At 45.4% G+C, this 14,283-nt stretch carries 12 protein-coding genes and 1 tRNA gene; 8 read left to right on the top strand and 5 right to left on the bottom strand.

The window, feature by feature from the left end; all coding sequences use genetic code 11:
- Positions 1-463: 463 nt before the first annotated feature.
- Positions 464-2,122, top strand: a complete 1,659-nt coding sequence (locus J07HQW2_RS07145; RefSeq protein ID WP_021054754.1) for a sodium:solute symporter family protein — start codon at positions 464-466, stop codon at positions 2,120-2,122.
- A gap of 476 nt (positions 2,123-2,598) precedes the next feature.
- Here J07HQW2_RS07145 and J07HQW2_RS07140 read toward each other — a convergent pair.
- Positions 2,599-2,672 (bottom strand) — tRNA-Arg (locus J07HQW2_RS07140).
- A gap of 275 nt (positions 2,673-2,947) precedes the next feature.
- On the opposite strand from J07HQW2_RS07140, the gene J07HQW2_RS07135 reads away from it, so the two are divergent.
- Together J07HQW2_RS07135 and J07HQW2_RS07130 are read left to right on the top strand one after the other, a co-directional pair.
- On the top strand, positions 2,948-3,547 hold the full coding sequence (locus J07HQW2_RS07135; RefSeq protein ID WP_021054753.1) for an AAA family ATPase: 600 nt from the start codon (positions 2,948-2,950) through the stop codon (positions 3,545-3,547).
- A 38-nt stretch (positions 3,548-3,585) separates the two neighbouring features.
- The gene (locus J07HQW2_RS07130) at positions 3,586-4,002 is read left to right on the top strand and encodes an RNA-binding domain-containing protein (protein WP_021054752.1); all 417 of its coding nucleotides are present in this window, start codon (positions 3,586-3,588) and stop codon (positions 4,000-4,002) included.
- A 699-nt stretch (positions 4,003-4,701) separates the two neighbouring features.
- On the opposite strand, the gene J07HQW2_RS07125 is transcribed toward J07HQW2_RS07130, so the two are convergent.
- Entirely contained in the window at positions 4,702-5,784 is a 1,083-nt protein-coding gene (locus tag J07HQW2_RS07125; RefSeq protein WP_021054751.1) for a hypothetical protein, read from the bottom strand.
- 81 nt (positions 5,785-5,865) lie between these two features.
- A complete protein-coding gene (locus J07HQW2_RS07120; protein ID WP_021054750.1) occupies positions 5,866-6,939 on the bottom strand; it encodes a DMT family transporter in 1,074 nt (357 codons plus the stop codon).
- Positions 6,940-7,125: 186 nt separating this feature from the next.
- Between J07HQW2_RS07120 and J07HQW2_RS07115 the strand changes: the two genes are divergently transcribed.
- The gene (locus J07HQW2_RS07115) at positions 7,126-7,929 is read left to right on the top strand and encodes a helix-turn-helix transcriptional regulator (protein WP_048075538.1); all 804 of its coding nucleotides are present in this window, start codon (positions 7,126-7,128) and stop codon (positions 7,927-7,929) included.
- Positions 7,930-8,150: 221 nt separating this feature from the next.
- Here J07HQW2_RS07115 and mobB read toward each other — a convergent pair whose 3' ends face one another.
- Positions 8,151-8,657 (bottom strand): molybdopterin-guanine dinucleotide biosynthesis protein B, encoded by a 507-nt coding sequence (mobB, locus tag J07HQW2_RS07110; protein WP_021054748.1) that lies wholly within the window; start codon positions 8,655-8,657, stop codon positions 8,151-8,153.
- Between the two features lie 607 nt (positions 8,658-9,264).
- On the opposite strand from mobB, the gene J07HQW2_RS07105 reads away from it, so the two are divergent.
- Positions 9,265-10,401: an AI-2E family transporter gene (locus J07HQW2_RS07105; RefSeq protein WP_021054747.1), complete on the top strand. Its 1,137-nt coding sequence runs from the start codon at positions 9,265-9,267 to the stop codon at positions 10,399-10,401.
- Positions 10,402-10,441: 40 nt separating this feature from the next.
- Here J07HQW2_RS07105 and J07HQW2_RS07100 read toward each other — a convergent pair whose 3' ends face one another.
- Positions 10,442-10,846, bottom strand: a complete 405-nt coding sequence (locus J07HQW2_RS07100; protein WP_021054746.1) for a universal stress protein — start codon at positions 10,844-10,846, stop codon at positions 10,442-10,444.
- A gap of 121 nt (positions 10,847-10,967) precedes the next feature.
- On the opposite strand from J07HQW2_RS07100, the gene J07HQW2_RS07095 reads away from it, so the two are divergent.
- The 3 genes from J07HQW2_RS07095 (at position 10,968) to J07HQW2_RS07080 (ending at position 14,242) form a co-directional block, all read left to right on the top strand.
- Complete coding sequence (locus J07HQW2_RS07095; protein ID WP_021054745.1) at positions 10,968-11,288, top strand: hypothetical protein; 321 nt, start codon at positions 10,968-10,970, stop codon at positions 11,286-11,288.
- Between the two features lie 210 nt (positions 11,289-11,498).
- Entirely contained in the window at positions 11,499-13,163 is a 1,665-nt protein-coding gene (locus tag J07HQW2_RS07090; protein ID WP_021054744.1) for a hypothetical protein, read from the top strand.
- 230 nt (positions 13,164-13,393) lie between these two features.
- Entirely contained in the window at positions 13,394-14,242 is an 849-nt protein-coding gene (locus J07HQW2_RS07080; RefSeq protein WP_048075186.1) for an isoaspartyl peptidase/L-asparaginase, read from the top strand.
- Positions 14,243-14,283 lie beyond the last annotated feature (41 nt).

Raw genomic sequence — 14,283 nt, 5'->3', positions numbered from 1 at the left:
ATGAGTAACATATCATTGCGGTAATTATCTACTATTCATAAAAATTAAACAGTGATACCGCCAGTCAGCTGAGTTGCTGTCACGACAGGCAGTCAATCAAATGATTATATACTATTTTTAATTTCGATCTTATTGGCACTGATTTCAGTGAGTGTAACGGTGAAAGCGATTTCCTCTGATCTTAGCTCTGCAAGTTGGAAGCCATTTTAGACCGGACACAAATGATATATAGATAACTAAACAATGCACAAAATATGTGTTTTGATGTCAAGTGATTAGCTAAGATGGTAATTAGATTATTGATATTAAGAGCTATTACATTAAGTAAATCCATTCTGATTGCTAATATGGGTAATTTTATCCTTAATTGAAACTACTCTTCTATTGACAAATCTAGCTGCATATATAGATATAATCATAATACGGAACCGTTATTCATTACGAGAGATGTATTATATATAGCATGTCAAATGCTGTTACCTACTGGCTATTTGCCGGTGGATTTTTTGTAACATTACTTGGTGTTGGTGTTGTACAGTTCGCAGGCTTGCGCGGGGTAGACGATAATGATGAACGAGCATTTGACTACTGGATTGGGACTGGATCACTCCCAGGCTGGTGGATTGCTGCCTCATTAGCAGCCGGATGGTTATTGATTGGGTGGATGACATGGCAGATGTATCTGTGGTATATATTTGGGCTCGGTGCTATCTGGATTTTCACAATACCATGGGTTCTCTGTACGGTTGGACTCGTATTCGTCCCGAAACTATTTCGACGATTCCCTGGAACATCGATTCCAGAGATTCTTCGGTTTCGGTACTCACAAGCCGTACAGACGCTGTTAGGTCCTATCCAGAGCTTTGTATTCCTTTCTTGGCTCGCTGCTGAAGTCTTCGTTCTCAGTACAGCATTGTCAGTTCCGCTTGAAACGAGTCCTGAACTGCTGGCAGTTGTCGTCAGCGTTGTTTTTGGAGTATATGTTATACTGGGTGGCTTTCGATCGGTCCTTCGGACAGATCTGATTCAATTTGTACTTGCATCGGGTCTTCTAATTGCTCTGACTGTGGGTGCCCTTTCAGAAGCAGCATCAATCGCTGGTGGATTCGGAAATATTATCGGACAAATTAATCAAAATCCTCCAGCATTTGCTGATGGATTCTTTGACTGGGATTCCCCGGGTCTTGGATATATGCTGCTTTCAATTATCATCTACACACCTGGATTCGTCGTACTCCAGGGGGCATGGCAACGTGTGATGAGCGCAAAGAACGTTAATGAAGCGCAAAAGGGTATGTACTGGAATCTTGCATTCAATGTCGGCATCGTTGTTTTACTCCCAACGCTGATTGGGATTGCAACGTTAGTCATATTCCCGCCAATTAACGGTGAGGTAGCTTCCGAGGTCGGTACATTCGGATACTTCATCTTTACATCTCTTATCACTGAACTATTTGGAAGCCCAATTATCGGTGGCGTCCTCATCCTCTCATTGATGGGAATGGCACTCTCATCCGTTGATACGTACGTGAACGTCTGTGCAATGAATATCTCAAGAGATGTTCTTGATCCACTCGTCTATGAACGGTATGACGTCTCTGGCAAACAGAAACTGATAATTGGTCGGCTTCTGGTTGGTGTATTCATCATCTCAGCACTAGCGTGGGCATTTGTCTTCCCAGGCTTATTTGACATTTACTTCTTCTCAACTGCCTTACTGACTGCGACGACTGCAATTGCCGTCTTTGCTGCATTTTCTGATCGAACAACGACGCTAGCAGTTTATCTTGGTATCATATTCGGCGGGGTATCAACATTCGTGTTCTTTGGACTCCAACAAGCTGGATTAAACGGATGGGAGCCATCCTTAATCGCATCATCAGGACTCGGATATGGACTCTGGGGTCTGCTGTTTGGAATTGTAGGGTTTATTATTGGAATGAGATTCGGAGACCCACCGTCTGGTGAGAGACTCTCAATATATGACACAGAGTACTACTCTGGTCGAAGCGAGATGTTTGAACAGAATAAACAACTCAAACGCCGTGACGAAGAAATTCGAAGCCAACAAACCAACGTAGGTTCACAAGGACCCGCTCAATCTATTGAGGACGACGACTGAGATATAGATTCCATCTGTATTCGATTCGCATGTACCGTATGTAACTGGAATCAATAATTTATCATCATGGTTATGTTTTGATTCTGACTCTCATGTCCTTCCCTAGCTCTCTCAAGAACCGAGTGGGACAAGCAAGCAAAAAAACAACTATTCACCTATTATAATGAATAGAATACGATTCCGAACGGTTAGTGTCTAACATATCGATAGACAACATTCACTAGCAGGCTTAGAATAAGCAATCACATGGTCAGATCAACCATTTCTGTCATTACTAACTATTATTACAACAATTTAAGTATATATGCGGTTGCATCATTCATATTATCCCATATGCTCGAATAATCATCTTTTTGACAGTAACAAAATCGAAATTACGATGATACAATTATACCAGCTTTGTTGATGAATCCGAATTGCAGATTCAGACCTGACCATGAGTTACTGATCCAAGAAATAATTCGAATACGTAGTAACGGGCGCGACGGGATTCGAACCCGCGACCGTCGGATTAGAAGTCCGACGCTCTGTCCAACTGAGCTACGCGCCCATACATATGTATATTTAGTCAATAGTAAAATGCGTATGGATTTATGCACGATACAACAAAACCGTGTGAAGCCAGCTCACAGAAACAGCTTCTGTGGAATTGAGTTTGGATAGCACCAATGAAGTCATAACTCCGCAAATATACACTGTCTTAAGATAGATTTGAGATATTATCCTTCCCTTAGTTGGGATGCAGACATCGACAAGTTGTGACGACCATTTTAATACGGTCCACGGGCGGAACCTGTAAGTCTCGGTATCCTGAATTGGTTCATAATGAGGGTTATCGGTACTGTTGGACTTCCTGGAAGCGGAAAGAGTGAAGCTGCTGCTGTTGCACGTACACTTGATATTCCGGTCGTCACAATGGGTGACGTCATTCGCGAGGTTTGCCGAAGCCGAGGATATAATCCCGCAGAACATCACGGCACCGTTGCAAAGTCACTCCGCGAAGAAGAGGGACCAGCAGCAATTGCTGAACGATCACTTCCAATAATCAGGACAAAACTTGAAACAAATGCTACAGTACTCGTTGATGGACTTCGCTCTGATGTTGAGCTCAATTGCTTTCGTGATGCCTTCGATGATGATTTTGTTCTTATTAGCATTGAAGCACCCTTTGAGTCACGTGCCGTGCGTCTCGGCGAACGTGGGCGTGACAAAACAGATCTTGATGAAACAGCAGTTCAAAAACGTGATGAGCGTGAGCTCGGGTTTGGAATGGGCACAGCGATGGAGCGTGCAGATATCGTAATTGAAAACACTGAGTCACTCTCAGAGTTTCATGAGACAGTACGAGATGTTCTTACTCACCGGATTGTTGATACACCTGATCATACCGATAACAGTCAGCGGCAACATACACAAAGCGAATAGACGATTATCAAATATAGTGACAATAAATAATACCTACTATGATTTACCGCGTTGAGATTCAGATTACCACCCCAGTGCATGATACAGAGATAACAGATCGTGTCGAGGATGCGGTTCAAAATCTGTTTCCGAATGTTACATTTGAACAGAATCCAGGCGAAATTATTGGTGAGACGCACTCACTCGAACAATTCGCTACGTTACTACACGAACAAGAAATTCTCGACACTGCTCGTCGAGAATTCTTCAAACATGCCGACAGCGAGTCATTCCGATTTTCCGTAAAAAAACAGGCAGCATTCAAAGGTATAATTAATTTTGCTGTTGGGAGTGCGGACGAACTTGGTGATATTGAAGTGACAGTCACTGTCCATGATCCGGATGTTGAAAACTATATTGATCATACCGTTCCTCCGACTGAAGATGGGCAGCCACAACCCGTTGATACTGGGTGAGATGCTTGTGCTTGATACAGTTGTACTAATTATAACATTAGAGATAAATGTCAGATTATCCTGAATTACTACTCACATAGTCACTTGCAGTTGTAATCCAATGTGAAAGTCGCACACAATGATATTCTTAGATTTCTACAGATAAACAAGACGAGTGCCTCGGGGTCGGGAGTCGGGGCTTTGATACTGTACTGTACTGATGATCTGACCCCGAGACTGGGAGGGTGAAGCCGATATACACAGTGATGACGCTACATGATGTATAAACGTGCAGTCAGAAATCTCACAGACGGATTCCCGACCTTCATCTATTGCTGGTTGCGGTGGTCTGGAAACGTGGTCCCTGTCACCATCCGCCGGTGGCGGTGCGACGGGGACGGGGATTTCACCGGGTCATGGTCATGGTCATGATGGAGTGACAGTAATCGACTCCCATCCCCACGGACGCTGCGGTGTGGTGCGGTGTGTTCGGGTGTGACTTCCAGCCGATTCCTCACAGAGAAGGAAGAGGTCGGGAGGAATTGACCGAAATTACTTTGATGATGTAGTGCGGTCAACATAGGGAAGCCTCGGCTTGGGGCTCGCCCCCGAGGTACTTCAGAAGAAATACAATTATTCTGGTAGAGCACATTTTATGTACAAAAATAAATCAGGCGCAAATGTGTCAATACCAGCAGTGCTGCGTGAGCAAGGAGTAAATTACACTAATAATACAGCAAGAGCAGCAGTAATAAAAATAATCTTCAGCACCGTATTGACAATAATTACTTTCGAGCCAAAGGTTGGTCCCCAGATACCATATTGAAACGGGATGGAGCGTTTGAATGTTGAGACTGCAAATGATACAATCCCGCCGAGAAGCATCGTTGCAACGGCTGTTTGTGAAGTAAACGTCGGACCGACCATTGGAGCGATTGTTGCTGCGCCAGCTGTTGTGTCAAATGCAAAGACCGCAACAACAGGAAGTGCTGCACCAGGAAGCCCAAGTACTGCTGTCAGTGGCTCTGCAATTGCCGTCACCTCGCGAAGATCCTGTGTTTCGATTATAATCGTAATCAGCACATAAATAATCGCCAGCCGAGGGACGATGCGTCGAGTCTTTGACCACGTTTTTTCGCCGGCTGTGCGGAGTACAGCCTGAGTCGATCGATTATCATCGGTCGCTACAGGACCACCATCAGACCGCGGATTGTTATTCGTGGTAGTAGAATTTGCTTCTATTTGTTTTTCTGATCCTGGTTCTGGTTCTGTCAACGAATCAGGGGTAGTCTCTGTCGTATGCTTTTGCTGCTGGTTACTACCTAGTCCAGTCGGACCGAGAAGAACGGCTCCAGCGAGCACGCCCACAATAGAAATACCGAGTGCAATGGCTGCACGTGCACCAACATAGAGAAAGCCAACCCGTGCTCCGAGAATTGGGATCAATACTGGCGCGTAGAAAGTGAATATGTGTTGGACAAATCCAAAGAATGTGTTCATTGTCACGGCGATTAGCGTCTCTATGTCTGAGAGTCGTCCTGACTCTCTGAAGTCCGCAAGCATCCCGTATCCAGCTGTCGTTGAGGCAGCGGTTGTGACAATTGCAGTCCCTACCTCATCAGGGAGATTTGCAGGTCGAGTAAGATACTTTGAGATGACCGCAATACGCTCGACAAGTCCAAACCCAACAGCAACATTTGCGAGGAAGACACCAACAGTTACGAACACTGCAATCCGAGCAACCCGCGGGATAACATCTGCGAGGATTGGCCAGAGAGAATCAATCAGCGCCAGTACGTTCACAGTATTATATGTTAGCCCAAGCGACAAATTGGCGTCGGTATCAAGTATGACCGACTGGATACTTCATATTACATCCAATATTCAGTCAGACTGAGATGGCGGAGGAGAATATGATTGTGACTGTTCTTCTGTTTGCGTTTGTGGTTCTTTAATTTGAGACTGAATCACACGAAGTGGATATGACAGTCTTGGAGATGGCAGTAATGAAATTATCCATCCTCGAAGCACCATCCATTGTGTCCATATCTGCGGGTGGCGGCGTGTAATAACCGCTGTAATCGAGTCACCACCAATGATTAAGAACCCACCAAGGATCACTGCGAATCCTGTTATTGTGAGCATTGATATTGTCTCATCAAGAATGATCCATCCGCCAAGTGCTGAAACGACAGGAGTGAGATAAAATAATAGATTCGCACGTGTTGCACCCACGGTGTCAATCAATGCAAAGTAGCTGAGATATGCGATAGCACCGGACCCAATACCTACGTATAACAATGCAATCACCGCTATTGGTGTCACCGAGATAGCAGCCATCGACTCACCTGCCGTGGCGGCTAGAAGGTGTGTTACAATAGCAGCGATTGGGACACCCCATACAGTTCGTGCTGCACTTGACATAGTTGGTGTTGCCCATCGGATTATCACAGTACCAAGCGCACTCATGACAGCAGCACCGAATATAATTGGCAATCCAACACTTCCAATAAACGCGCTTGGATCGGGATTCGCTACCAGTCCAACACCAATAAGTCCTGCAACGATCCCGACAACTCCGCGTCGTGTGAGCGATTCATCTGATAGTGCAAATGCGGCGAAGACTGGCGTTAAAATCGGATTGAGGCTCATAATAATTGCAGCGACACCACTTGTCGTGTACTGTTGCCCAATGAAAATCAGTGCATTTGTTGATCCAATAACGAAAACACCAGTCGCAAGAATCGCAATGACATCACCCCGAGTACGCGGCTGAAGTTCGGCAAGGGATAATTTATACGCTGCGTACCCGGCTAACACAATGGCTCCGATATCAAACCGGATTGCAACAAATGTGAGTGGCGGAAAATATGGGAGCCCAGCTTTTGCACCAACGAATGTACCGCCGAACAGTACAGCTGAGGCGATGAAGAGCCCGAACGCTCGTCGAGAACTCATAATTGCTCACCACCAAATCGTTGAATCCAGTAATCGTCCACATACTATATTGCATCTTGATACACCTAATAGAATTGATAAAATATTGCATACGCTCTTGTAGTATCTCGGTGTGTGTATCTACTGTGGTGTGAAATGATTGCACGCGGCGAAGAGCGTATGACCTGGGATATAATTTACTATAGTATGGATGAAGCCTTATCAGAGATTGAGTTCCTTTCGCGATCAGAAAATCGCGTGCTTGTTCTCGAACGTCTCGCAGAGAATCGATATACACGAGGCGAGCTTGGTAAGGAGACTGACGCATCACAGGCAACTCTCGGGCGGATTCTCGAGGATTTTACGGAACGGTCATGGATACGACATGATGGAACTGAGTATGTAGCAACTGCAACAGGACGATTGGTCGCTGACAGCGTAACTGATCTGCTTGAGAGTCTCGAAACAGAGACAAAGCTGCGAGAGATTATTGATTATCTTCCGACCCATGCCATGGACTTTGATCTTGAACATCTCTCAGATGCAACAATTACTGTTCCAACACAGACGCGTCCGAGTGCTCCACTAAGAGAAGTACTTGCTGTTATGGAGGATGCAACCCACCTACGAGTATTCTCGCATGCATTTAATGAACAAAGCATTGAGATTGTTGAACGGAGAGTGAGAACCGGTGCCCAGACATTTGAAGCCGTTCTCTCTGAGTCTGCAATTACTGCAATTGCTAATAATGAAACGCTGTGGGAGCAGTTGCAATCAGTCGGAAGTGCCGATGACGGTCGCCTTCGGGTTCGAACTGACGGCGTTCCCCTTGCGGCAACACTCACAAATGAAACGGTTATATTTTTGCTTCGTGACGGTCGCGGGCTTGTCCAGGCATCACTTGCAAGCACCAATGACCGTGTGTATCAGTGGGCTGTTGAGACACACGATCATTACTGGCGAACAGCAGCACCGTTTGACCCGGATCAATACGATGTCACGGTCTCCTAGCTAAGCTGGCTTTCCTCACAACGTTCAATTGATTAATAGAGCGAATACTCTGAGCATCATACTGTTCAGAGTGGATCGGTAATTACACACTTCAGCTGAAGATCGGTAGTTCTCAAACACTCGAGAAATAGCTAACTGAGGTGTGCAGATGTTTCATCCGATTTCAAGTTTTTGACTACTTGCCTTCACTCAATTTTCAATACTGGAAGCGTTGCCCAAAACTATCGAAAGAGCGTCCCATCGATGATTGCAGACGCGACTGCCTTCGAATTAGTTTCGTCTAAACTCGCGCGACCAACAACTGGGGGTGCAATGTCGTACGTAGATCGATCAGTCTCATTACTGTCGGTGAGAACATATTTTGGATACGAAGATGAATCGAATCCCTCTATCAGGATGAACTGATATCCACTTGTTTTGAGATCAGAGACAACTGTATCAAGCATATCAGCCTCATCTTCGGTATCAGCCTTCCCACTTGTTGAAATCTGAAATGAGAGCGATGGTGTCACGCCAACAACGGTCTCAGCACCAGCCTGTCGGTGTCGGTATGTATCCTTTCCCGGTGTATCTGGTTCTATGTCGTGGTGTATTGATTTGATAGTTCCAACCTGACCGACTACACTGAGATGTCCAATGAGTGATTCAAGAAATGTTGTCTTTCCACTATCACTTGGTCCAACGATACAGAGCGGCTGTATCTCAGTATTTGTAGGTAGTGTTGACATACAATTATTTCTACTTGCTGCACATGTGATTTAGTTGTGGCGTATAATCATAGATAGTCAATTTATATTATACAGCAATATCTGAATATAATGATTGTATCAACCAATAAATTATCAACATAAATTATTTTCTGCTAATATCTATTCTAATAAAACCAATAATTTAAATGTGTAGTCAGTATTTGCACTAGATAAAAATATACTCCGACAGGTGTCATTTAGAACGTCACCCAATAATTGTGCATAAAGATTTATTATATACTTGTGTATTCAACGAAATACAATGATAAAATTAATTCACATACATGCGTGACATTGCTCACTCATATTTAGACGTCCACAGCATCATTCGCTAAGCATATGCATAGAAGATTCGATGTCAATGCTGACATGATCACTGCCGCTAGTTCGATATTGCATGATAAATAATAATAATCTGCATCTCTCAGTATTGCTTTGTTTGGTGAGATAGTGCAAATAAGCAGTAATAGTATTATTGATCTGATAAAAACACCACCTATCGGTCAGATGGTTAGTGGTCTTACTGATTCAGTACTTGACAGTGATAGGCATGTATTTAAATTCTACTATGATAATTACTGGATAAATGAATGCAAGACGGTTTGCAGTTGCTCTGTTTGGGCTCGCAGTGTTTACTGTCATTGGGTTTCTCGCATACGAATTTATTGCGCCGTTGACTATTGCTGTCTTCTTATACTACTCGACGCGTCAGTATTATTCCCTGCTAGAGAAGTTTCGGCTTCCTGCTAGCATCCGAGCCGCCATTGCACTTGGATCGCTCGCAATTCCACTTATATTCTTAATCAGCTATGCAAGTGTTCTACTAGTTGTTGAAGCCCGTGCGTTTGTTGATGAATATGATCTTATTTCCGTCGCAGCAGAGAACGTTTCGTGGTTTGGTAGCGTTAGCCGTGTCCCTGAATTCACAGTACAGGGGCTGTATGAGGCCTATCAGTCAGGACAACTCACCCCACTCATTGACTTTGCAACAGCTCATGCAAGTGTCCTCACAAGTATAATTTCACAGTTCACACTGAATTTATTTATCATTCTTATTGTTACGTACTATCTACTCATTGATGGTGAGAAAATCGGTGCATGGCTCCTCCGATTCGATGATGAAGCGATTATTCGTGAGTATCTTGAAGCGGCTGATCGAGAACTTGAATCGGTTCTTTTCGGTAATCTACTGAATGTGCTGTCAATTTCACTGATTGCCATTGGCGTTTTTACTCTGTATAATGTGGTTGTGCCTATCCCTGCCGAGGTACCGTATCCAGCTTTGGCTGGTGGGCTTACCGGCATTGCAAGTCTCATCCCTGTCGTAGGAATGAAAATTGTTTATTTCCCACTAACACTTTTAAGTGCGATTCCAATCCTTCTCGGTGGCGATCCATCTAACTTGATATATATCGCTGGACTGCTCGTTGTTGCTATTGTGGTTATCGACACAATTCCAGATATCGTGCTTCGACCTCTGTTGAGCGGCGATGAGACACACGTTGGATTATTGATGTTGGCATACACGCTTGGTCCAGTTGTGCTTGGATTCTATGGGCTCTTTTTCGCACCAATCCTGCTTGTTATTGGATTGACATTCGCGAACACAGCGCTTCCACGGCTTCTCAATACAGCGGATAACGCAGATGTGGCTACATCACCATCGGGTGTTAATACAACAAATAGCAGTGACGAAGGTCCAAGCGCAGCTACAAATGATTAATGACGGAAAGATTACAAGCAGGCACTCACGTTGTATGTGATCAATCAGCGATATACTCTGGGAGCGGAACAAGTGTCAATGGTTGTGGTGTTTGCTCGATCAACGAATGTGAGACACTTCCAAAGATCGCGCGCTCAGTGCGTGAGTGACGCCGAAGTGCAGTCACAATCTGATCTGCGTCGATCGCTTCAGCTTCTCGGAGTAACTCCTCTGTCGGCGATGCTTCACGATTGAACTGTGTTGTTGAGACAGGAACGTCAGTTCTCTCAAAACGGTCATTGAATATTTCAAGTGCAGTTTCACCATCCCGACGCTCCTCGATATCGGAGCTTGTCATAACATGAATAACGTTGAGGGTTGCACCGCTACCGAGAGTCTGCTCAAGATGGTCACAGATGACCTGACTTGCCTGCTCGCTATCTGTTCCGATCAAATATGTTGTCATGAAACAGGTCAGTATGAGTAATGAACGATACTGTAGGTTTCGGTATAAACGATGATTATCCTCTATGAATCGAATTTTATGATGGCGGCATGCTTATTACGCTCAGACGACAGAAATTCGTATGGTAACAGTTGCCTCAACTGAGGAGTTCGGCACGACAGAAGTGGCGTCCGCAGACGTTGATTCGACAATGATTTCACAGGTTGTTGAGTCACTCGATGCTGATATTATGACCCTTGATATCTACGAAGGCGACACATCCGGTCGACTGTATGTCGCGACGACAGACGGATATCAGCGTGTCACCGTCAGTACAACCGGATTATCAATTACACATGTTGAAACACCATCAGAGTCGATAAAAGAGTTATTTCGAATCGAACCTGATCCAGGTGAGACTGTCTCTGACGCAATTGACACTCTCAGTTTTGCCGGCGACTGATTGCTCTTATTTATATTATGATGATAATCATCAAAAGTGTCGATTATCCAATTTATCATGATTAATTCGCTCTAAATCGCTGTTTATCTGTAAATTATATCTACTATACGTATTGTGATATAATTTGTTTTGATAACAACATACTGTATACAACCGTTATAGTCTTCATCGAGTAATAGCTGGGATGATTCACGTAATAAATTTATCATAATGACATCACCACATACCCCCGATACGACTACTGATACTAGCTTACAATCAGTAACCACCGACGATACCATCGTCGATGAGTCACCACTCAGTGTCTATGAGTCAATGATGACAACGAGTCGTCGACTTACAACCGCACTAAACCGCGGTGTAATTACGCCTGTTGCCAAACATCATTTCGCGACAGATCGCGGATATCCGGTTACACAGGAATTACCTGATCACACCGAGCCATATCAGTTTAACAGTCACAATTTTAAGGCTCTTGTCCGCCCGGATGAACGAGAAGTTTGTAATGAGATGTATGATGACCGTGTGATCACCCCAACGATGCTTCTTCGCAATCCCTCAGTTGTTCCCACATTGTTTGAACGCGCTGAGACACTTTGGGAGGACACTTTTGACACGTATCAGCCAACACACACTCAACCTGATCATCCTGGACCATTTCCCTTCCAAGAAATCTCTCCGACGACCGTTGCGAACTCATTCGAGACCCATTATGAGACAATCTGTAATTCACAGTCACTTGCGGTCGCAATCAAGACGATTCAAGAAGAAATGCTCTCGATTGTCGCTGATCTCTTCGAAACAAGTGAATCTGAATTACACACTCCTGGAGGAACTGATCTCTCTGCACTCGCTCGTGCAGACTCAATTACAGTTCCATATAATGATGACTTAATCGCCATTTTATGTCCGGCAACGACAGGAATCCAATCAGACACGCCGACACGTGGTGTTATTGTTGGTTGTGATGACACACCTGTTGGTCTCTTTGCACACGTAACTGATGTGACAGCGCTGGATCCGACACAGGAGACGACACATGCAGCAATTCGTGATGCCATGGGATTTGACCGCGAACTTAATCCACATGTCGATCATGACCGGCTCAATGCCGCCCCAGGGGAGCGAATCCGGCTGCAAGGTGATCTCCGTGTCGAGCGTACCGATGATCTCGCCGGATTTCCAGAAGAAATTGCTAGAACAACCCGCCGTCGAGAAAATCGCCGGCTTGTTGATAATTATCTTGAATCAACGACGCTCCCGGCTGAGCATATTTGGGGACGGAGCGATTCGCCAGCAGTCAATGCGACACTCACAGCAACGGTATCTGAAACGGGTGCAGTAGTGCTTGAACCAGCAACTGCTGATGGGGATCTTGAATTACTCTCGTATGTTCAATTATTATTCGCTCTTGATCATGGTCCGGCTGTCGTCTATACCGGCTACGATGATGTCTCATATATCCGTAGCCCTCGCCGTGTTGGTGGACTCGCGGGCACACAACGGCTTTCTGTGACAATCGAAACCGCTCGTGAGGAAGCTAGTCGGTCACTTGAGGCGATGCTCGAAACGCAGCGTGAGGATATCGAAGCCACGGCTCGGGATCGTGCGAGTGACGCTCGTGTTGGGATTGACATACCAAAGCAAGTGAACCTCCCTGTTGATAATCATCTCACGTTTATCGAAGCTGGATATGCGCCTGCTGTTGAAACCGAACCGGTTCCGGTAGCAGTTCCATCTGAAACGACCTTACACATTGTTCACGATGAGCACAATACTGTTACCGTCCAGGTTGCCCCTGGTGTCTATCGATTTAGTCTTCTCCCACGAGGACTTCAACCACCTGCTGATCGTCCGACGTGGTCAACGGCTTGATTTGCTGTGTTGACCGTCATTACACTTGCTCAAAACAATAATTGGGCAGCAAACTTACACGAAACTGTTCCTAGCAGTCAGCTAAATCTGCAAGAGCAAGCCACCGCATATATTCCAGCGTTTTCAAAACACGGAGAGATCTCAATATACCCAGATTCCTCAGATACTAATGATCGACATAAATTAATTATTATCAAAACCATATTGACTGCTGATTAATGAGCATCTACATGCGTATCATTCTCCATGGTGGGGCTGGGGACAGCCCGGAAGCTCCAGCGCAGCGTCAATCGATCCTCGATGATACTGCCACACGTGCTGTTGGGTCCAGCACTCCGCTTGAGGCGGTTGAAACCGCGCTTCGACAACTTGAGACCGCTGATCAGTTCAACGCTGGAAGCAGTGGAGCGGTGCAAACTGATGGCACTCCCCGTACCGATGCAGGCATAATGCAGAGTGACCGGAGCGCTGGTGCCGCATGTGCGATGCCTGGCGTTGAACATGCCATTTCAGTTGCTCGAGTTGTTTGTCAAAAAACACCACATGTTCTAATTGCGGGCGGACAGGCGGTTGAATTAGCAGCCGATTATGGAATCACAACGGATGCCAATCTATGGAATGATGCCGATCAAGCTCGATGGGACGACACTGATATTCCAACCGACAGTTCGCAGGCTACAATTGAATGGGCTGCAGATCGCTTTGGCGGATACGATACAGTTGGCGCCGTTGCACATGACGGCGACCAATATGCCGCTGGAACATCGACCCGTGGACGATGGTTTGCACTCGCTGGACGTGTCGGCGATGTACCACAAGTAGGGTCCGGATTTTACTGTTCACCAGACGGTGGTGCTAGTGCAACAGGTGCCGGTGAAGATATTGCACGCGTCACACTGGGTCGAATCGCGGTCAATCATCTCATGAACGGTCACACAGCAGATGAGGCTGCCACAGCAGCACTTGAGACGTTTATCGATACAACAGCGTCTGAGGCAGGACTGATTGTAATGGGGTCTGAAACGGTCGGCATAGCCACGAACGCCCAGACGATGCAAACGAGTGTTGCACAAGAATAGAGATCATCTTTCAGCCGATATAAACTGATGTTATCCTAAGA

The sequence above is a fragment of the Haloquadratum walsbyi J07HQW2 genome, assembly GCF_000415985.1.
GTDB lineage: Archaea > Halobacteriota > Halobacteria > Halobacteriales > Haloferacaceae > Haloquadratum > Haloquadratum walsbyi_B.
The sequence above is the reverse complement of the archived record's forward strand: the minus strand, read 5'-3'. Positions and strand labels throughout refer to the sequence as shown.